The following is a 20945-nucleotide window of genomic DNA, read 5'->3' on the forward strand; positions in this document are numbered from 1 at the left end:
TTTTTGATTGTGAACAATGCTCTTTTGTTTGTGATAGAGACTTGAACGCTAGTCTCAATCTAGCTTCTTTGGCGGTGAGTTCCACCGTGTCAGCCTGGGGAGTAGATAGTGCCGACACTGCTACCTTGAAGCAGGAAATTAACGTCAAATTTGCTCATGAGTAGATTTGAGTAAGTTTAATAGAACGGTTGCATATCATAGGGTTAAGGGTTAAAGATTAAAATTTCCCCTTTCCCCCTTCCCCGACTTCTGCAAGAATTCTATTCTAGTCAATTAGAGGCGTAATTAGGGGTTGCTGAGCAGCATTTTGGGCGAGCCCATCGGCCGGACCCGGATCACTTCCCCTCACCACCCCCGCCGAGATGACCGACTTATTTCTTTAATTTCTGTAATTTTCGGCTTTCACAGGGGAAAACTCAGATTAGAATAGGGAGGAATGCCTTAAAATTGCTGTTTTGACGTATAATCACCTCAATAAAATTTAGAAGCTCCTAGAGTTGATAGTTTTAAACATTTCTGAGAGGAAAATGTATTTATTATGAGTTCAATTATTGAAATCGGCGACCAAAAAATTAACCAGTCACAGGTCTTGCCTCTTTTGGCAAAATATGGTATGTTACCCCAGTTAATCCGGGAAGTAATTATCGAGCAAGCGATCGCCAATATCACCTGCAATCCCGAAGAAAGAAACGCCGCCTATTCCCGTTTCTATCAAAATAATCAAATTGCCAACGATGAACAAATGAAATCCTGGTTACGACAAAACGGGATGGATTCCGAACAACTAGAATATCTAATTCTGCGGGACATTAAATTGGAAACATTTAAACAGGAGACTTGGGATAACAAAGTAGAATCCTACTTCTTGCAAGTCAAAAATCAATTGGATAAGGTGGTTTATTCGCTGATTCGGACAAAAAATATCGGCATTGCCCAGGAAATATTTTTCCGGATACAGGATCGAGAAAATAGCTTCGCTGAACTAGCCAAAAAATACTCCCAAGGCTCAGAAGCGGAAACCGGAGGACTAATCGGACCGGTGGAACTGAGCGCCCCCCATCCCCAGATCGGGCAAATTCTCAAGGCAAGTAAACCGGGGCAACTGTGGCCACCGACGCAAGTGGGAGAATGGGTCGTGATTGTCCGACTGGAAAAATATTTATCCTGTGAACTGGATCCTCTCACCCGTCAACGCTTACGCAATGATTTATTCCAACAATGGTTAACGGCTCAAATGCAAACAGTGAAATTTATCTCCGAATCAAACCCAGTCAATAGCGAGCAGGGATCGATTATATAGCATTTCCTTGCAACACTGGGTAAACCTAGTCTTTTCGCCTAATTATTTGCCAACCTAGTCAATTTTCGCCTAGCCAATGAGTTATACCACTTTAGATTTTACCGCCTTTCTGGAGACCGTACAGCCCTTCGATCGCCTGCCCGTCGAGGTTAGACGTTCCCTCGGCCAGAAATTACAACCCTTTCGCTATGAGATGGGCAATGCGATCCTCAAGTGCGATCGCTTACCCTCCCACCTCGTCCTTCTCTACGAGGGAGAGGCCAGACTTTTGGGTTACGATGCTAGGGTAAACAATCCGCTGCCGGTCACTTTGGCTAAATTACAGCCGGGGGATTTATTCGGGTGGATCAGTCTTCTGCGCGCTACCCCCTGTGAAACGGTGATCGCTTCTTCGGAAGTCACGATCTGTTTAACCTTAAAACAAGAGGATTTTTGGTCTTTAATCAATAATTACCCCGAATTTAAGGAACATTTCTTTAAAGAAACCTCGATCGCTGAAGTTTATGCTCTCCTAGGCTCCTATCTTAATCAACAGGCCTGGGGTGGGGGGGACCTGAAAGAAATTGCTCAGGCTCTTTTAAACAAAGCTTGTGTGTCCTACAACCAGATTAACGATGATTATCTCTGGTTAGTCAGCGAAAATACCGATAATTATCCTATCGGCACAGTTATCACCCAGAACAATCCGACTAACACCCGCTTATTAGGTCTTTCCTCCGACCAGTTAGATGAATTCTTGACAGTGGAAACCGAAGCGGCTGCGGAAACAGAAACGGATGATATCCTAGAAACCCAAGTCATCAAGGGAAATAAACCCACCCAGGTATTAGATATCCCCCAGGGAAAAATAAGCGACATCACCAGCGATATCGACCTTGAAAAAACTGTCGAGAAAAACCGCAAGTCATATCCTTTTTTCGGGGGAAAAACGGAACTAGAGGCGGTGAGTGCCTGTTTTCAGATGCTCTGCAAATATTTTAATATCCCCTTTCGCAAGGACGTGATCCAACGCATCCTAGGGGATCAACTGCAAAGAACCGGCAGCCTTTCCCTGCCCCTGTGTGGGGCTGTAGCCGAGGTAGTGGGACTCCATAGCCAATTAGTACCCCTAAATGCTTCTTCCTTGCCCAATATCAACCCTCCTGCCCTAATTCGCTGGCAAGACAGCATCGTTATCCTCTACGAAATTAATCAACGGGAAACCACGATCGCTGTTCCCCAAAGGGGGATAATTAAACGCCAAACCAGCGAATTTCTGGAATCTTGGGGCGAAAAAGGGGAAGTGATTCTGCTCAAACCCACCAAACACACCCAGCAACAGCGTTTTGGCCTATCATGGTTTTGGCCTTCTGTCAAGAAACATAAACGAGTCTTAATAGAAGTTTTTATCGCTTCTTTCTTCGTGCAGTTATTTGCCCTGGCCAATCCCTTGATGATTCAGGTGATCATCGATAAAGTGATCGTGCAGAATAGCCCGGAAACCTTGAATACCCTCGGGGTTTTCCTGTTAGTAATTGCCGTTTTTGAGGGAATTTTAACCTTTTTGAGAACATCCCTTTTTGTCGATACCACTAACCGCATCGACATGACCCTCGGTTCAGAAATTATCGATCACCTGCTGCGCTTACCCCTGAAATACTTTGAACGGCGGCCAGTGGGGGAAATTTCGACAAGAATCAACGAATTAGAGAATATTCGGCAATTTTTAACAGGTACAGCCCTAACGGTGGTGTTAGATGCCATTTTCTCGGTTATATACATCGTGGTTATGTTGATCTATAGCCCGATTTTAACCTTCTGGGCCCTGGGAGTCGTGCCGATTTTAGTTCTCTCCACAGCTATTTTCGCACCGATCGTGCGGCGACAACTGCGAGCAAAAGCCGAACGAAACGCCGAAACCCAATCCTATCTCGTGGAGGTAATGACGGGAATTCAAACGGTGAAAGCACAGAATATCGAATTGCGTTCCCGTTGGCAGTGGCAAGAGCGTTATGCGCGCTATGTGGCCGAAGGTTTTCAAACGGTCATGACCTCAACTTTGGCCGGTTCCTTTAGTCACTTCTTTAACCAATTATCGGGTTTATTAGTGCTGTGGGTGGGAGCGGCCTTAGTTTTAGACCAAAAACTCACCCTTGGTCAATTAATCGCCTTCCGGATTATCGCTTCCTACGTTACCTCGCCGATTCTGCGTTTGACCCAACTCTGGCAAAACTTCCAAGAAACCGGCTTATCCCTGGAAAGATTAGCCGATATCGTCGATACTCCCCAAGAAGCGGAACTTGATCGCCAAAATATCCCCATGCCCTTAATTAAAGGCACTGTCACCTACGAAAACCTCGCTTTCCGCTTCAATCCCCACGGACCCCTGCAACTATACAACGTCAATTTAGAATTCCCCGCCGGTACTTTTGTCGCTTTGGTGGGGGAAAGTGGCGCCGGGAAAAGTACCATTACTAAATTGTTAGCCCGTCTCTACGAACCAGAATCGGGACGGATTCTCATCGATGGCTACGATATCAACAAAGTGGAACTCTATTCCCTCCGTCGTCAAATCGGCATGGTTCCCCAAGAAACCCTATTATTTGACGGTACGGTACAGGAAAATATCGCCCTGACTAACCCCGATGCGACTGTGGAGGAAATTGTCTCGGCAGCGAAAACGGCGGCGGCCCACGAATTTATTATGACCCTGCCCAATGGCTATAATACCCGCGTCGGTGAACGGGGGGCATCCCTATCGGGGGGACAACGACAACGGGTTGCGATCGCTCGTTCCGTCCTGCAAAGACCGCAAATTCTCATTCTTGATGAGGCCACCAGCGCCCTCGACTATAACACCGAACGGCAAGTGTGTCTGAATCTCAAAGAAGCTTTCAAGGATCATACGGTCTTCTTTATTACCCATCGTTTAGCTTCGATCAAATCCGCCGATATTATTGTCATGATGGATAAAGGGACAGTAGCGGAGGAAGGCACCCACGAGGAATTAATGGCCAAAAAAGGCCTTTACTATACCCTCTATAAACAACAGGATTCGCAAATCTAGTCAGTCAGGGAACAGGGATTAGGGGATAGGGGATAGGGAAATGGGGAAATGGGGAAATGGGGAAATGGGGAAGTTTCAACTAATACCCCAAAACCCCCCGCAACGCGCACGCAGTGACCACCCCACACCCTACACCCCACACCCCACACCCCACACCCCACACCCCACACCCTACCCCCACGAAAAACTTTTTCAGCAAACCCTAAATATAGGAGAATCCCCATGAACGGTAATTCTAACAACGGTCAAAACGGCAACGGCAAAGGCAAAAGCGATGAACTGACCCAAGCGGGTAAAAACGTGGCCACTACCACGAAAAATAAAAGTATTACCCCTTCTTTACCCACTTTCAGCCCACCAGAACAATCGGTGATCCTGAAACAATCACCCATTTGGTCGCGGACGATTATCTGGACATTAATGAGTGTCACCACTGCCGCTTTAATTTGGTCAGCGCTCGCCAAAATCGAGCAGGTGGTCGGCGCTCAAGGACAACTTAAACCCCAGGGCAAAGTGCAAGAAGTACAAGCACCGGTGAATGGGGTAGTACAGGAAGTTAAAGTTAAAGACGGCGATCGAGTTAACAAAGGTGATGTACTGGTTTTAATGGATTCCAGTGCCTCGCAAGTGCAGTTAGAATCCTTGAGAAAAATTCGCACCAGTGCTGAGAAGGAAAATCAATTCTATCGTCTCTTAATGGCGCAGGATCTGACACCGGCAGCAGTGGAAAGTTCGATCGCTCAATTAAAATTACCGAGTGAAATCGCCGATTTAGCCCGTAATCGTGCCGCTTTAGTGGCGGAAAATCAACTTTATCAAGCACAGGTCAGTGAAGGTGCTTCTAGTTCTGCTTTACAAGGGGAGCAATTAGCCCGTCTCGCGGCTGCCCGACGGGAGGCCAATTCTCGACAAGCGGCCGCTAGATTGGAAATGGAACAATTAGAAAAACAATTGGCCCAAACCAGGGTACAGTTGGCCGATGCCCGCTCGCAATTAATCAAAGATCGCTTAGTCTTAGAAGAAATTAAGACTCGTAATGCCAATTCGATGAAACAGGGCCAAGAAAGCTTGGATATCGAGCGTAATATTCTCAAGGATATTGAACCCTTGGGGGATGAAGGAGCGATCGCCCGTTATCAGATTAATAAACAAAAACAGTCAGTCACTGACCGTCAAAATGAACTGCAGCAGCAAGAGGCTAACGGCGAAATCGATCGAGAAAAACAAGAGAAAGAAGTACAAACCCGCATCGCCGAAATTTCCCGCCTGGAACAGGAAGAAAAGCGTTATTCCCTGTTGATCTCCCAAGCGGGAGAAAAGCTGATTAATACCACAGTAATCACCGAAAAAGATGTGCGCGATAAAATGGCGGACAATCAAAAACGGATCGCTGAAATCGATAGTCAGATCAGTCGCATTATTATTGATAACAACAAGCGCATTGCCGAACTAGATAGTCAAATTAGTCAAGCACAACAGACCATTAAATATCAAAAAATTACCGCCCCGATTGATGGTGTGGTCTTTGATCTCAAGGCGCGGCCCGGGTTTGTTCCCCAACCGAGTCAAGCGGAAGCATTATTAAAACTTGTTCCCGATGGCTGTCCCACCCAGGTCAAAGATGCCGCTAAAGGTTGTTTAGTGGCAGAGGTGGATGTGACTAACCAAGACATCGGTTTTGTGCGCGTGGGACAAAAGGCCGATATTCGCATTGATTCCTTTTCTTACAGTGAATACGGCGATATTAAGGGAGAAGTAATCTCGATCGGTTCCGATGCTTTACCCCCCGACGAAACTCACCGTTTTTATCGGTTCCCCGTCCGGGTACGCTTGAACAGTCAAGAGTTAGTTTTGAAAGATCAATCGACTCTGCCGCTGCAATCGGGGATGTCCGTGAGTGTCAACATCAAAGTCAATGAAAATCGCACTGTTTTGGGACTATTTACCGATATGTTCAATAAACAGGTGGATACTCTCAAACAAGTCCGTTAAGCGAAAAAATTCGGGGGTAGATCCTGCCAACGGCCCGATCCGATCGCACTAATCGCTTCCGAGAGGTTAACTGCACCGGTATAAAGGGCGCGGCCCACGATTACTCCCGTTACTCCTAAAGGTTCCAAAGACAATAAACTCAGTAGGTCCGTCAGGGAACTAATGCCCCCAGAGGCGATCACGGGAATCTCGACAGATTCGGCTAATTCTCGCAAAGCGGCGAGATTAGGGCCAGAAAGGGTGCCATCTCGATGAATATCAGTGTAGATAATCGTACTGGCTCCTCTTTTTGCCATATCTTGACCAAGAGCGATCGCCTCTACCTCGGAAGTTTCTAACCAACCCCTGGTGGCTACTTTACCACCGCGGGCATCAATACCGACGATTATTTGCCCCGGAAAGCTTTGACAAAGTTCGCTGACTAATTCTGGCTTTTCTACGGCTACTGTCCCTAAAATCGCCTTTTCTACCCCGATTTTTAGGAGATTACTCACCGTTTCTAGATCTCGCAGTCCACCCCCCACCTGTACGGGAATGGCAATATCATTAAGAATTGTTTCAATAGTTGACAAATTAACCGATTTACCCTCTTTGGCTCCATCCAAATCAACTAAATGTAATCTGGTTGCCCCCTGATTGACCCATTCTCGCGCCACTATTGCGGGATTATCGTTAAAAACCTGCGATTGTTGGTAATCTCCCTGATAAAGTCGCACACATTTGCCATCGAGAATATCAATAGCGGGGATAACTTCCATGTTTTTCTCAATATCTAACTAAGGAGCGTTTTTCATTATATAGTACCAGCCGTCAGCCCTGAATCAGTGATCAGTGATCAGTGATCAGTTTTGAGTCTGACAGGGGAACAATCCCTCTCAAAGCATTGTCCACAAAGATTTTGAGGCTCTTCAGTTACAAACAGATACATCGTTAAACCTTGTTGGATAAGACTTTTAGACTTGTTTTCCCTCAAAAAGTGCCGACCTTTGGAGTGATTGGGGGGAAAATTCCGGGACTTTTTCCCTGAAAATTAGGTAATTGACCCCCTGAAAATGGGTAAAACCCCACACCCCACACCCCACACCCTGCCACCACCGAAAAGCTTTTTCAGCAAACCCTATTTATTCCCCCTTTTGCATGAGTGCCTCTCCTGATATGTAGCCCATACTCAACGGATTTAGTATGATAACCGATAATTCTTTCATTGCCTTAATAAAATTTAACATTAACGCCATTTTCTCAAAAAAATCGACCCGCCTAAGGGCGGGAAAGAAAAGAAAAGAGAAAAAATAGGGAATGAGGGTAAAAAGGGAAAAAAGAGAAAAAGGGTTACAGAGTCCTCCCAGCACCGCACACCACCCGAAAACCCTTGTAGTCGCTGTAGTCGCGGCGGTAGTAGTAGGGGTAGTCGCGGTCAGCAGAACGGCAGTAATCAGGAACGTAGAACCAAGAACCGCCCCGCAATGGAGAACGATTATCATCCCCATTTTCTATCCAAGCACTGCCATCCGTCGGCGCACCGTCATAATTATCGTGCCAGGTATCGGCACACCATTCCCATACGTTCCCGTGCATATCGTACAGTCCGAAGGCATTGGGCGGAAACTGCCCCACGGGAGTCGTTTGTTCTCGATCTTCTCCCTTCGGTTCCCCGGCGTAGGTTCCGCTGGCACGGTAGTTAGCCAATTCCCCGGTAATGGTTTCCCCAAAGTAGAATGGGGTGGTGGTTCCAGCACGACAAGCATACTCCCATTCCGCCTCACTAGGGAGTCGGTATTCCCTTCCCGTCAGCTTGGACAATCTCGCACAAAACTCGACGGCATCGTACCAGTTGACTTCTTCGACGGGTCTGTTATCTCCCCTGAAACGAGATGGATTAAGCTTGAGGTTTAGTTCAACTTTTAAGTAGGTGCGGCAAGCGATCGCTATCCACTGAGCTTGGGTGACGGGATATTTGCCCATGAAAAAGGGTGGGACGGTCACTTGATGTTGTGGTCTTTCCCTTCTAAATCCTTCCCAATTAAATTTTTTCACCAGTCTTTCGATTTCCTCGTCTTCTGTTCCCATCGTGAATGTTCCCCCCGGGATGGCAACCATCTCTAAGGTGATGCCGTTGCCCAAATCTTCCCTGAAATATTGGGACTGTTTCGACTCTTTTTTGATTTGCTCACCCTTAGCATTTACTCGCACCACCTCAAAGTTAAATGATAACAATTCTAAATTTTGCAACGTTTTAACTGAAACTGGATTAACTGAAACTGGAACTTTCTTTGATTGCGTATTTTGTGACGTTTGAGAACCAGGGGTACGGGCTGCCGTTTGCTCCAGTTGCTCTGCAATGGCCAGATAATTTCCGCCCAAATTTCTTAAGATTCTGGCCGACACTTCGGCAAAAGGACGAATAACACCCTGTATATCTCCACCTATTTCTGTTGAGGGTTTTTTCAATTCAGCGAGGAAGTCCCGCAATTCTAGGTTCAGTTGTTTGGCGATATATTTGGAGACGCGATCAAATACATCTACTGTAGTAGAGCGAGTAGAACTGAGTTGTAAAATGTCTCTTACTTCTGGATTGATAAAATCGTAGAGTACCGCATCTGGGTCGGTTTCCTTAATCCCTAACGAACGAACGCGAAGAATACCGCCTAAAAATACTTCTGCGATTTGGACTTGACCTGCTTCTGGTAACATTTCCTTACGGATCAATCGAACTACGGGCAGAAAAATTGTCGGTGTCGCCGCTAACAATTCAGCTAATTCTTGAGCTAAAAGTGAGGCATTGTTGCGAAATCGTCTAACTATTTCTTCTGGAGTTAAATTTAGCTCGGCCTCGGGTTCTAATTCTTCTTTGGTATCGGGGGTCAGTACAAATCCTGCCACTTTAGTGTCACTGCGCCCCACGACTACACTACTCCATCGTTCGACACTGAGAGGTTCTAAAGTAAAAACAGGAATCTGTAAGCGATTCTGTTCACGAAAGACGTTTTCCCAAATCAGCACATCTCTAAATTTTAATCGACTATTAGTTAGGCCCGGTTCATCACTAAACAAAGTTACTTTCGCTCCCAATCCCAAGCCAGTTTTCAGCCAAAGCCATTCTGGAAGCATTTGCAATATAGCTAATGGACTCGATTGGCTCCACAATTTTAAAAGCGGAAACATCCTACCATCTCGCCAATAGGATGCCACACAATCACTAACTACTACAATGAGACGACGGCCATTCGGATTGAGTAATTCTTTAGGATGATAAACTCTAGAATTAGTCTTGCTTAATCCTTTATAAAGAAATAGATTATTTTCCTTGAAAGCTAATTGCCAGACCTGTACATCACGAAAGATACCGTAATGTTGTAGTACAGTTTTAAGATCCGTTAAGGTTTGATGCCAAATATCCATCGACGGACTGCGATCAAATACCAATGCTAGTTCTAACCAAGGTTCTAAAGTTGGTTTAAAAACAGGGTTCAAGATTTTTTGGTCAGTTGCGGCAAAACTTTCCACTGTTCGGACTTCATCCAAAATACTTGGACAATCCTGTGTAGGTACGCGCCGCAATAATGTTTTTAAAGCTCTTGCCAAAGATAGAGAACTGCCCAAATCCGACGGATTATCGACTGGAAAAGTTAAAGAGCCACCGCCACCAACGAATGAATCTTTGCTTTGTTGTCGCGGGAATAAGTGTCCCACAGGTTCCGTTTTTTTCTCTTCTTCTTTCCCTAGAACCTTTTGTTTGGATTCAGATGAGGATGAAGAACTATTACCATTAGAAGAATCATCTTCAATTTCTTCTTCACTTTTGCTTTCAGTAGTTTCTACAATTTGAGGCCAATGGAGCAATAGCCAACACAAATCGGCCAACTCGTAACCGGTCATTTCTAGCTCTGACTGATTGAGAGTCTTAAGTAACCTTTTGAATCGATCCGGTTTCAATGATGCGGAAGCATCGCTCATTATAATCCCTCCGTATCGTTCAAACTCTTAAACAATAACTCTGTCAAAGATTTGCGATCGAGAGTGGATTCTGGACCACCAGTCAACATATAAACAACGTTGAGGAGTTGATCCGTTGCCAAATCTTTTCTATCCAGAAAATCTGTAATTAATTGACCAATGCGATCACTAGACTTATTAAAATATTCATCACCCATGTGAGATTTGACTATGGATTTAAGATTATTAATACCCGGATTGGGCATATTGATTCTAATACAACGTCTTTTGAAGGCTGGAGGAAAATCTCTTTCCCCGTTACTGGTCATAACGACGATGGGAAAAGCATTGCATCCCACTATTCCGCTCTTTAGCTCGACGGGATGAAGATTTTTATCCCAGGTAAAAACTGAAACTGGTTGACCGAGGTTTTTCTCTGTCCAGCGTTTTATTTCGGGGATTTCATATTCGCCTTCTTCAAACAGATTGAGGAGGTCATTGGGCAAATTGATGTCACTTTTGTCTATCTCGTCTATTAGCAACACTCTGGGCAAAGCTGAAGGAAGAAATGCCGTACCCAAAGCTCCTAAAGTGATATAAGAGCCAATATCTTGTTTTCCATCGGGTTCTGATTCTTGTAAACGGGCGATCGCATCATAACGATACAAACCGTCCTGAAGAGTTGTTCGAGCCGTAATCGACCATTTTAAAACCGGACCCAATTTCAGTTGGTATGCTAAAGCATAGGCCAGGGAAGTTTTCCCCGAACCGGGAAGACCGGTCACTAACAGGGGACGACGCAAGCATAAAGCCGCATTTACTCCGGCGATCACCAAATCGATAGCTTCCTGAAGTTGAGCATTTTGAGAATTGGTTTCATTGTCAGCGATTTCTGACAAACGGAATTTTTCACCGCGCTCGCGATCTTTTTTTTCTTTCTCGACAAGTTTCAATAATTCTGACCAGCGATCGCTATCTCGATCGAGAATAGGTCTGTCGAAATTTCTCCAAGGAGGTGGAGAGGGAAGATTAAGAGTTTCAGATAGCTGTTCTCCCCGACCATTAAACGGTTGCCAGTGAACTGATTTAGTTTCTTCTACCATTTTATTACTTAGCTCCTATTGTTTGTAAGGGATTTTCTTCTGGCAAGATTTCTGGGTCTTCTAACAACATACCGAGATAATAACCAGGATACTGTTTACGCTCTGTTTCAGTCCTGGTTCCCCATGAAACAGTTCTTAGTTCCCAAGTTTTTTCCAGTAAACCACGACATCGATCGGATAAATTATCGCAACTCAGACATTGTGTAAATTCCTGTTCAAATTGTACTTCTGAGGGAATAATATCCCAATTCCAAACGGCGATGGGAATACCACTATCAAAAATAGACTCAAAGAACCTCATACGCTCAAATTTATCGACAAAGAGAGAACCTTTTAATATAATCCCCCACAGATTCGAGCAATTTTTCATAAAAATCTCTAGTTCTTTCCAATTAGAGATTTGATTATTTCCAATCTCAATTATATTAGATTTTTGAGTATTTTTTATTTCATTAGCTAGAATATTCTTAGATATTTCCCGACAATTATCTCTCAAAAAAGTATCGATTCTTTCCCATCCTTTTTTGAGTGATCCGATGCGACTATTTTTCCGTATGCGTTCTCTACTTCGTAAAAATAGTCGGTAGTTTAATACCAATGATCTAGGTGTTTCTTCTTCATAAATTATTACCCAATTATCTAAATTAGAATGTAAATCAAAAATTGGAATAAATACTTCTATTCTTAATTCATCAATTGCTTTATCTCGAAATTGAGGCTCACTCTCAAGATAATCGATGTATGCTTTTATAGCTCTCGGAATATCTTCAAATTTAGGACAATCAAAGCCTTTTTTATCTCTAGATAATGAAATTTCAGATAGTTCATCCCGAAATTTAAACTGTCCCCTCACGTTCCATGTATCTTGATTTTCTCCATTGGCAAGTCTGTCAATCATAATTAATAATATCGGTGGCAAGCAAGAGCTATTTTTATTAATCTCAGAGATAGGTAAGATTTCAGTTTTTTTCAAACCGCAATTAGCCTCATCTAACCATGATTTTATACGTTCGTTATCACCTAATGATTGAGCTAATTTATTTATCAATGCTGTGGATTTATACTGATCAAGAAATACTTGTTTTAATAATTCATAATTCTTGGTAAAACACAAACTCTTGATATAAAATTTGTCATCTTCATGTTTATTTATTTCTTCAATATTAGAACAGGCTTGCCAAATATCTTTCCAATCGATTTCATCGAGAATCGGGCATATTCCCGACCATAAACGTTCAAATAATTCGTCGCAATTATTATTTGGTAATTCAATATTCTCATTATCAAAAAGAGTAATTGTCTTAGGAGATTGACTCATTTTTTTTTGTTGTTGTTGTTTAGCAATATCACTAATAACTGCAATTAAACTATCGTAATAAACACTATCTTTTTCGTAAAAATTAATCCCATCTATTAAATCACAAAATTTATCTATAAATCCGCTTAATGCTTTTAAAATACCCAATAATGAAGAGCGCATATCGCTTCGTTCTTCCACACCTTTAACACTCAAAAAACCAATTATATCTTTTCTCTTTTGGGGATCTTGAATAGAAGGGCAATTCTCCAAGGCATCAATCAGCCGATTGAATCCTTGATCACTTGGTTTAGTGGGAACACTCAACAACATTCTAAAGGAAACTCCTCCGGCAACATTTGTATCGTGGCTTTTCTTAAATTTTGCATGGCAACAGAATCATTTTCGTAGAGCATATCAATAACGTCTAATAGCTCCGCCAATCCTCCTGAATAACCACGAGAAGTTTTAATTGCACTTAATACTACACTGTTTGCATTACCTTCCATGATGATGTTATTGGCTATTTCCTTCCTGAGATTCAAAATAATATCTTTTCGACTTTGGGGATCTTGCATTGACTGGCATTGTAAAAAAAGATCGCGCAATAGTCCTAATTCTTGGATAGTTAAATTGCGAGGTAGCTGAACACTATCTCGTTCTCTTGTTTTAGTGGCTGGCTCAATTTCGCTAAATCGTTCTTTTCTATTACCTGCCCAGTCCTGATATAAAAGATATGAAGGAGTTTGCTTGGTTTGCCTATCCTCTCGTAGTTTGATGAACTTCTGCTGCACACTCTGCATAACCGCCTCCATATCTGACAACCAAACCCCTGTATCTTTTAATGACCTCAATTCATTTAATAATTCTCGTGAAAATATACCCGTTTGTTCGTCGCCTTTATTAATCGCATATTCTCCCGGATTAGCCGCCAGCATGACCATTTGTTGTTGACTTGGCAAATGTTTACCGATAGGGGGAAGATCGTCAGGTGGAGTTATCTTTAATAATTGGGAATTAGCGCAAGCATCGAAGATTAATAACTGCTGAGGTAAATTTTTATATAAATCGGTCTGCATAGCATTAAGCTGGGCAGTTAAATTAAGGTTCTTCAAGTCCTCCATTGTCGCATCGGCATAAATCAATCGACGATCGCCTTGAGGGACGATCCAACCGTGTCCCGACCAAAACAAGAAAAACAAGCTCGCCTTTTTTTTTCTCGCTTCTTCACGCAGAGCTTTATTGACTATATCTTTGCTTGCTTCTAAGGGTTTACTATCGATGAGATTGGTAATCTTGTCAACAATTCCGACATTGCGATCGAGTGGAGATGCGAAAACCGAAATATTTTCGGGAGGCACATTGCGATATCGTAACCATTGACAGAACCGATGAACATCATTGACCGGACCGTTCAAATCCGGGATAGCATTAGAATCGGCATACCTTTCAATGCCAACTAGAATAGCTTGCGTTGTCGATGGTTCAGCCATTAACTATCTTCTCCATCTTCTGCCAAACGGCATCCCAAACCTTGTCATTATTCCAATATGCACCGTGAGACTCGGGGAACGGTTGTTTACTGTCGATTTCCACATCTTCTATCTTTCCAGGGAATATTTTCTCACCCACATAACTGAGGAAATCGTTGCGATCATAAATATTTAACCAATCGGGGAAAGTATCCGGTAACTTGGCATTGGGATTATATTCCATCCCCACCAAAGCATTCAGTTCATAAAGAATAGGAGATTGAGAACCGATCGTCACCAACAAAGCCACTTGTGGTAATTGTTGTTCTAATAGCAAATCGACGGCAATAATACCACCCAAACTATGGGCGATTAATACGGTGGGATATTCCAGACGTTCAACGGTTGTGCGAACAAAGTCTCTAAGCTTTTGTCCCCTTGCTTGATACATCAAAATATCTCCCAAAGTGCCACTATATTCTTCCGTGAATCCATTTCGCTTTCTTTGGAGATTATTCTGAATAATACGCCTGATCGTACCAGAAATCATCTCTTTTATGCCGGACAAAACTCCTTTTTCCGTACCCCCTAATTCCGCCGCTATTTGCTCGACAATTTGATCTCGTAATCCCCCATTAACCGATAAGGCAAATTCCCCGTATTTATCTCTCACCAAAATAGCACTCTGGGCTACCAGCGCACGGGCGATCGCTATGCGGTATTCTCCTAATGGTTCCGTGGCGGATTCGATCGCTTTTTGATAATCGCTTTCGTTGACGATAATGGATTGGGATTGACTAAAAAACTCTCCAATGCCAGCTTGATCGAGCATTTCTTGCAGATTAGAGGATGGATTTAAGGCTCGAACCCGATTATCCAAATCCTCGCCTAGCTTTTCCCCAAAAACGGACCCTTTATCCTCGGAACTTATGGTTAGGATTTGCAGTTCGATGAGTGGGTCTTGATATAGTAACTGCCATAAACCCAGAACGTAGTCTTCATCAGTTAAATCGGTTTCTGAGGCTTTTTTTCGATCCGACACTGGAATAGATAGTCCCCCAGCATTTAACGTTGTGCCGAGGGAACCACCCCAGTAACACTTATGAAAACGCAAATTTTCATTGCGTTCTTTCAATTTTCGGATAATGATACTAAAAGTTTTGCTATAGGCAGGTTCTCGTACCCCAGTACCGTGGATAAAAACTAGGTTCCAATCCCATTGTCTCATCGACTTACCCCATCAAACCGACTCATTTCTTCACTCAAGATACTCAATTTCTTCACTCTTCTCTATCCTCTGACTCAAAACAAGGTCTTCACGTCCCCACCTGACCATCGACCTACCGATTGGATACGGAGACCATCAGACCCCTACCCAATATTATCTCAAGACTAAAAGGTTTTCTGGTGGAGAAATCGACCCAATTGACATCCTCGCCGCCGGACCATCGACAACTTCGATAAACCGTGTACAATGGTAGAGGAGAAATCGACCCAATTGACATCCTCGCCGCCGGGGCCGGACGGTGATGAAGTGTAAGACATTGCGGAATTTGTCGGTCATCCGGAGAAAAAGGCCAAGCTATTTCTCTTGGCTAGATCTCAATAGTTCAATCGGGCAAAGTACCCGGTGCGATTTGCACTGTGCGACTATAGACCGAGAGGGGAACCGAGGGGCGACCAGTGCAACTCTGGGGTACTTGGGGGGAAATACGCGGCGTAGTGGTTATGAATCGACTAATTTAGGGCTTTTAAGCGGTAAAAATGGCCCACAGGACCGGTTCCTTGACCGATAGGGAGGGAATGATCGAGGGCGTTAGTAACGTAATCCTTGGCTTTTTTCACCGCTATTTTCAGGTCATCACCCAAAGCGAGGTTAGCGGCGATCGCTGCCGATAGGGTACAACCAGTCCCGTGAGTATTATTGGTTTCGACGCTTCTGGTCTTAAAAGTTTCCCATTCCTCCCCATCAAAGTAGATATCAACCCCACGCAGCCGGCCTTTCATGCCGCCACCTTTCACTAATACTGGTGTGGCCGACTTCTGGAAAATAATTTCGGCGGCCGCTTTCATCGCCTCAAAATTATTGATCTCAATGCCACTTAAAAGCTGTGCTTCGTAACGATTAGGGGTAATAATCGAAGCCAGAGGAATTAAACTATCAAAAAGACTATCTATAGCCCGATCATCAATTAATTTGGCTCCTACCCGCGAAACCATAACCGGATCCACCACTAAACTGGTTAAACGCCAGCGCTCGATCGCCTCGGCCACCGCTTCGATAATCTCGCTACTAAACAGCATTCCTGTCTTGACCGCTTGCACACCAAAATCCCCGACCACGGCATCGATTTGGGCCGTTACCATTTCTGGACTTAGGGACTCGATGCGCTCGACCCCTAGGGTATTTTGGGCGGTAACGCAGGTAAGGGCGCTGGTGCCGTGAACTCGGTGGAAGGCGAAGGTTTTCAAATCCGCTTGAATTCCCGCGCCGCCACCACTATCGGAACCGGCGATGGTGAGGGCAATGGCAGTCATAGGCGGTTAGCGATCAAAAGGACGACGACGTTGCAAGAATTCGGGGATATCTAATCCCGCCGGTTTTGGTGGTTCGGGAGTCGGGGCCGGACTGGGTGCGGGGGCATTGATCACCACCTTGCTACTGGTGGGACGAGAGGGGGAATCGCCGGAAAAACCGGTGGCAATGACGGTAATTCTGACTTCTCCCTGCATTTTCTCGTCAATTACTGCCCCGAAGATGATATTAGCGTTGGGATCCACCACTTCATAGATAATTTCGGCGGCGGCATTGACTTCGTGTAGGGTTAGATCTTGACCGCCGGTGATGTTAAAGACTACGCCTTTCGCACCTTCGATCGAGGATTCCAGTAACGGCGAGGAAATAGCAGCGATCGCTCCTTCCTTAGCCCGAGATTTTCCGGAACCGATGCCGATGCCCATTAGGGCTGAACCCGCATCGGCCATCACTGCCCGCACATCGGCGAAATCCACATTCACCAGACCGGGGATAGTGATAATGTCCGAGATCCCCTGTACCCCTTGGCGCAGCACATCATCAGCGACGCGAAAAGCCTCCTGTAGGGGAGTGTCGGCGGGTATTACCTGTAATAACTGGTTATTGGGGATAATAATCAGGGTATCGACCCGACTTTGTAAACCGCCCACCCCTTCATCGGCCTGATTAGTGCGACGACGACCCTCGAAGGTAAAGGGACGAGTCACAACTCCCACGGTCAAACAGCCGATTTCTTTGGCAATTTCGGCCACAATTGGAGCGGCCCCCGTTCCCGTGCCGCCGCCCATCCCGGCGGTAATAAAGACTAGATCGGTTCCTTCCAATGCTTGGGCGATTTCATCCCGAGATTCTTCCGCCGCTTTCTGTCCGATCGCCGGATTGCCGCCCGCCCCTAGGCCGCGGGTTAATTTTGTCCCGATTTGTAACCTCTGGGGGGCGGAGGAGTGGGCTAGGGCTTGGGCATCGGTGTTAATTGCCCAAAATTCGATTCCGGTCACGCCACTGGCGATCATGCGGTTAACGGCGTTACAGCCCCCACCGCCGACCCCGATCACCTTGATCTTGGCGACATTGCTTGGCACGATGCGATTACTACGACTTTCTTCTCGGGGTGTCATCTGTGATTCATGGGGGCGAGTAAATAATACTCCAGCATTATTCTGAGAGTAATGATTATCTTCGCTCATAGCTGAACTGGCATAATCGTTACTGTTCAGATTGGGATAGGTGGGAACGATTTCATTAATCGATGTCATTGGAATTGGAACACTCTTAGTACAAGATTCTGTTATTGATTTGATGAATTAGAGATGCAATGTTAACACTATCACTAATATTATGTCGGTTCCAGTATCTACATTATCAGTTTCTGGTTCAGAAAATCATAATTTGGGGTTTTTGGCAATACATAAAGGGAATAATTGCGGTTATTTGCTGATTAATTCCAGTTAATCCCTACCAGTTGCCGTTACTTTGGCAACGATAGGGGCTGGCTGCGGTTTTAATTGTACAGTGGGAGCATCGGGATTGCTCAGGTCAATGTAGAGAATTCGCGCTAGAGGTATCTTGGATGACAATTGCCGCGATTGTACGAGAGCGGTTAATTTTTCGGGCAATCTATCTTTATAAAAACCTAAATAGACCTGTCCCAGTTCAGTTTTTAGTACAAGATTACTAGGATTGCGCCAATCGATGGCGGTAACTTGAATCGATAAGTTATCAACTAAGGGATAAATTTTTTGCCACTGTTGTTGATATTGTCGGTCGTAACCAAGCACTTCTAAGCTAGGTAATTGGGTTTTGGGCAGAGTTCGACCATAATAGTTTTGAGGAATTATCGTTCCGGTGGCATCTAAAAAACCTTGCTGTTGATGAGAACGCCAACGGGCAACAGGTTTTCTTTCTTGAATAGAAACAATCACTTTCGGGGGTAATAATTGCCGCTCGATCTTAACGTCGGCAATAGCGGGAATAGCTGCTAATTTTTCTCGCAATTGATGGGTAGGTAATTCCCAGAGAGACAGAGGATAGCTTAATTTTAGCCAAGCACGAATCGACTCGGGCGACATTAATTCCGTGCCTGCGATTTCCACCTGTCCGGCCTTGGTAATTGTCCAATAGGGTGAAGTCATCCCCCAAGCTAATCCCGTCGCTAAACCACTAACCACCAGAAAGCGACCCAAGGCTTGCCACACCTTCGATCGCCTTTGGTGGCGCAGGTTTTGTCGTTTTTGTTCTAGGGAGAGGGAAGAAAGGATTTGATCACTCATAGGGAAAATCTAGGGCAGTTTTGCTGTTATCTTAGGTCGCGAGGTGGGCTGCTGGCAACTCGATCGCTACTCAAATAACCAGTTTGACAAAGAAAGAGATAATAAATGTTATAACAGTAGTAGTCTACAGGCGTTCTTTTGTCTGTCTCCAGGAAACCTAAACGCTCCTTTTTGCCAAGATATTTCGACGGTCAGCCAGAAAGAGCGTTCTGGCAAGAACAGCCTAATTTATCCGAAAATTACCTATGGTTATCAACAAACGCGGACTTGTTCTCGGTGCTACAGCAGTGGTCCTGTCTACCGTCGCCGTCACGGGGGCGGGATTCCGTCTCTCTCAAAGTCAAGCTTTTTTTCAGGAAAGTCCCAAGGAAACCGTTGATGAGGTTTGGCAGATCATCAACCGCACTTATTTAGATGGCACTTTTAATCAATCGGACTGGAACGCCATCCGCAATCAGTATTTAAATCGTTCCTACAAAAATCAAGAGGAAGCATACACCGCTATCCGCGAGATGTTGAAAACTCTCAATGATCCCTATACCCGTTTTATGGATCCCAAAGAGTTTAACAATATGAAGATCGATACATCGGGAGAATTGACCGGGGTAGGGATTCAACTGACCAAAGATGAGAAAACTAAGCAGTTAGTCGTGGTTTCACCCATTGAAGATACTCCCGCTTCTAAAGCTGGTGTGCTGCCTAAAGATGTGATTATTTCTATCGATGGTAAATCTACCGAAGGCATGGAACTCGATCAAGCGGTGAGCATGATCCGCGGCAAAGTGGGGACAAGCGTTAAGATCACGATTCAACGGGGTGAGGAGAAGAAAGAATTGACTCTTACCCGGGCCAAAATTGAAATTCACCCGGTGCGCGCCCACACGGAAAACACCCCGATCGGTAAAATCGGTTATATCCGTCTTAATCAATTTAGCGCCCAAGCTAGTGGCGATATGAGTCAAGCGATTCGCGAATTGGAAACCGAAGAGGTGAAAGGTTATATTCTCGATCTGCGTTCTAACCCCGGCGGTTTACTCTACGCCAGCATCGAAATCGCTCGGATGTGGATACCTGATGGTTTAATTGTCTCTACGGTCGATCGCAAAGGGGTGACGGAACGTCAACGGGCCAACAATCAAGCTTTGACTAATAAACCGCTGGTTGTCCTCGTCGATGGTGGTTCCGCCAGTGCCAGTGAAATTCTCTCCGGAGCTTTACAGGATCATGATCGGGCGGTTATTGTCGGTACGAAAACCTTTGGTAAGGGATTAGTGCAATCGGTACGCAATCTCAGTGACGGTTCGGGATTAGCGGTGACAATTGCCAAGTATCTCACCCCCAAAGGACGCGACATCAATAAAGATGGTATTCATCCTGATGTGGAGTCGGAACTGAGCGAGGAAGATCGCAAAAATCTTCAACAGGAACGGGATCGGGTGGGAACCTTCCAGGATCCTCAATTCAAGAAGGGTTTTGAAATCTTGGAAAAAGAAATCACTGAAGGCCAAAAAACGCCCACCAATACCGCTAAACAATAGGTTGACATTTGCCCGCTCGAATTAAACCCACCCGACGGGCGATCGCTTCTCCCCGCTCGGCAAAGGGACCCCAGTATTGACCATTGACTGGGGTTTTTCCATTTTCTAGGGCTATAATCTGACAAATTCCCGTATTTTCCTGGACAATGTACCAGTTTTGTGCGCTATTATCCATAGATTTTTCTCCTTATACCCCAAACCCTAGGGTTGATTCATAGTAGGGTTGATTCATGAATCAACCCTACCCCACACCCCAAACCCCAAACCCCAAACCCCACACCCCACACCCCACACCCCACACCCCACACCCCACACCCCACACCCCAAACCCCACACCCCACACCCCACACCCCACACCCCACACCCCCACCCCCAACCCCCAACCCACCAACCACAAACCACAAAACTGATCCCTGAAAGTTTCAGAAATATATATAAAGACACTAAATACAATAGAA

14 protein-coding genes are annotated in these 20945 nt (G+C 44.9%); 4 read left to right on the top strand and 10 right to left on the bottom strand.

The features are described 5' to 3' along the window. Nucleotides 1–538: 538 nt before the first annotated feature. From O9295_RS25255 to O9295_RS25265, 3 genes are all read left to right on the top strand, one after another. Complete coding sequence (locus tag O9295_RS25255; RefSeq protein ID WP_288036040.1) at nt 539–1300, top strand: peptidylprolyl isomerase; 762 nt, start codon at nt 539–541, stop codon at nt 1298–1300. A 76-nt stretch (nt 1301–1376) separates the two neighbouring features. Next, nucleotides 1377–4346: a peptidase domain-containing ABC transporter gene (locus O9295_RS25260; protein WP_288036041.1), complete on the top strand. Its 2970-nt coding sequence runs from the start codon at nt 1377–1379 to the stop codon at nt 4344–4346. 222 nt (nt 4347–4568) lie between these two features. Then, entirely contained in the window at nt 4569–6338 is a 1770-nt protein-coding gene (locus tag O9295_RS25265) for a beta-barrel domain-containing protein (protein ID WP_288036042.1), read from the top strand. Here the strand turns inward: O9295_RS25265 and hisA are convergent. The 9 genes from hisA to O9295_RS25310 all read right to left on the bottom strand — a co-directional run bounded on the left by hisA (nt 6335) and on the right by O9295_RS25310 (nt 18949). Beyond that, on the bottom strand, nt 6335–7096 hold the full coding sequence (gene hisA, locus O9295_RS25270) for a 1-(5-phosphoribosyl)-5-[(5-phosphoribosylamino)methylideneamino]imidazole-4-carboxamide isomerase (protein WP_288036044.1): 762 nt from the start codon (nt 7094–7096) through the stop codon (nt 6335–6337). The genes O9295_RS25265 and hisA overlap by 4 nt on opposite strands. Nucleotides 7097–7667: 571 nt before the next feature. After that, nucleotides 7668–10292, bottom strand: a complete 2625-nt coding sequence (locus O9295_RS25275) for a formylglycine-generating enzyme family protein (RefSeq protein ID WP_288036045.1) — start codon at nt 10290–10292, stop codon at nt 7668–7670. Then, a complete protein-coding gene (locus tag O9295_RS25280) occupies nt 10292–11374 on the bottom strand; it encodes an AAA family ATPase (RefSeq protein ID WP_288036046.1) in 1083 nt (360 codons plus the stop codon). Before O9295_RS25280 ends, O9295_RS25275 begins: the two co-directional genes overlap by 1 nt. A gap of 4 nt (nt 11375–11378) precedes the next feature. Next, nucleotides 11379–13004, bottom strand: coding sequence for a VMAP-C domain-containing protein (locus O9295_RS25285; RefSeq protein ID WP_288036047.1), 1626 nt, complete (start codon nt 13002–13004; stop codon nt 11379–11381). Further along, nucleotides 12995–14164 (bottom strand): caspase family protein, encoded by a 1170-nt coding sequence (locus tag O9295_RS25290; protein ID WP_288036048.1) that lies wholly within the window; start codon nt 14162–14164, stop codon nt 12995–12997. The genes O9295_RS25285 and O9295_RS25290 overlap by 10 nt, the downstream gene beginning before the upstream one ends. Beyond that, a complete protein-coding gene (locus O9295_RS25295) occupies nt 14157–15371 on the bottom strand; it encodes a lipase family protein (RefSeq protein ID WP_288036049.1) in 1215 nt (404 codons plus the stop codon). Before O9295_RS25295 ends, O9295_RS25290 begins: the two co-directional genes overlap by 8 nt. 509 nt (nt 15372–15880) lie before the next feature. Further along, nucleotides 15881–16681 (bottom strand): bifunctional hydroxymethylpyrimidine kinase/phosphomethylpyrimidine kinase, encoded by an 801-nt coding sequence (gene thiD / locus O9295_RS25300; protein ID WP_002756932.1) that lies wholly within the window; start codon nt 16679–16681, stop codon nt 15881–15883. A gap of 6 nt (nt 16682–16687) precedes the next feature. Continuing rightward, the gene (ftsZ, locus tag O9295_RS25305) at nt 16688–17935 is read right to left on the bottom strand and encodes a cell division protein FtsZ (RefSeq protein ID WP_002756934.1); all 1248 of its coding nucleotides are present in this window, start codon (nt 17933–17935) and stop codon (nt 16688–16690) included. Nucleotides 17936–18127: 192 nt separating this feature from the next. After that, nucleotides 18128–18949: a cell division protein FtsQ/DivIB gene (locus tag O9295_RS25310; RefSeq protein WP_288036051.1), complete on the bottom strand. Its 822-nt coding sequence runs from the start codon at nt 18947–18949 to the stop codon at nt 18128–18130. A gap of 245 nt (nt 18950–19194) precedes the next feature. Here O9295_RS25310 and ctpC point away from each other — a divergent pair, with 245 nt between their 5' ends. Beyond that, nucleotides 19195–20487: a carboxyl-terminal processing protease CtpC gene (gene ctpC / locus O9295_RS25315; RefSeq protein WP_288036053.1), complete on the top strand. Its 1293-nt coding sequence runs from the start codon at nt 19195–19197 to the stop codon at nt 20485–20487. On the opposite strand, the gene O9295_RS25320 is transcribed toward ctpC, so the two are convergent. Beyond that, the gene (locus O9295_RS25320; protein WP_002736073.1) at nt 20477–20662 is read right to left on the bottom strand and encodes a hypothetical protein; all 186 of its coding nucleotides are present in this window, start codon (nt 20660–20662) and stop codon (nt 20477–20479) included. The two genes, ctpC and O9295_RS25320, sit on opposite strands and share 11 nt — an antisense overlap. Nucleotides 20663–20945: the final 283 nt, after the last annotated feature.

This window comes from Microcystis sp. LE18-22.4A (assembly GCF_027531105.1).
GTDB lineage: Bacteria > Cyanobacteriota > Cyanobacteriia > Cyanobacteriales > Microcystaceae > Microcystis > Microcystis aeruginosa.

Coding starts and splice junctions, on each gene's coding strand:
- O9295_RS25255 (WP_288036040.1), top strand. CDS start 539: ATGAGTTCAATTATTGAAATCGGCGACCAAAAAATTAACCAGTCACAG.
- O9295_RS25260 (WP_288036041.1), top strand. CDS start 1,377: ATGAGTTATACCACTTTAGATTTTACCGCCTTTCTGGAGACCGTACAG.
- O9295_RS25265 (WP_288036042.1), top strand. CDS start 4,569: ATGAACGGTAATTCTAACAACGGTCAAAACGGCAACGGCAAAGGCAAA.
- hisA (WP_288036044.1), bottom strand. CDS start 7,096: ATGGAAGTTATCCCCGCTATTGATATTCTCGATGGCAAATGTGTGCGA.
- O9295_RS25275 (WP_288036045.1), bottom strand. CDS start 10,292: ATGAGCGATGCTTCCGCATCATTGAAACCGGATCGATTCAAAAGGTTA.
- O9295_RS25280 (WP_288036046.1), bottom strand. CDS start 11,374: ATGGTAGAAGAAACTAAATCAGTTCACTGGCAACCGTTTAATGGTCGG.
- O9295_RS25285 (WP_288036047.1), bottom strand. CDS start 13,004: ATGTTGTTGAGTGTTCCCACTAAACCAAGTGATCAAGGATTCAATCGG.
- O9295_RS25290 (WP_288036048.1), bottom strand. CDS start 14,164: ATGGCTGAACCATCGACAACGCAAGCTATTCTAGTTGGCATTGAAAGG.
- O9295_RS25295 (WP_288036049.1), bottom strand. CDS start 15,371: ATGAGACAATGGGATTGGAACCTAGTTTTTATCCACGGTACTGGGGTA.
- thiD (WP_002756932.1), bottom strand. CDS start 16,681: ATGACTGCCATTGCCCTCACCATCGCCGGTTCCGATAGTGGTGGCGGC.
- ftsZ (WP_002756934.1), bottom strand. CDS start 17,935: ATGACATCGATTAATGAAATCGTTCCCACCTATCCCAATCTGAACAGT.
- O9295_RS25310 (WP_288036051.1), bottom strand. CDS start 18,949: ATGAGTGATCAAATCCTTTCTTCCCTCTCCCTAGAACAAAAACGACAA.
- ctpC (WP_288036053.1), top strand. CDS start 19,195: ATGGTTATCAACAAACGCGGACTTGTTCTCGGTGCTACAGCAGTGGTC.
- O9295_RS25320 (WP_002736073.1), bottom strand. CDS start 20,662: ATGGATAATAGCGCACAAAACTGGTACATTGTCCAGGAAAATACGGGA.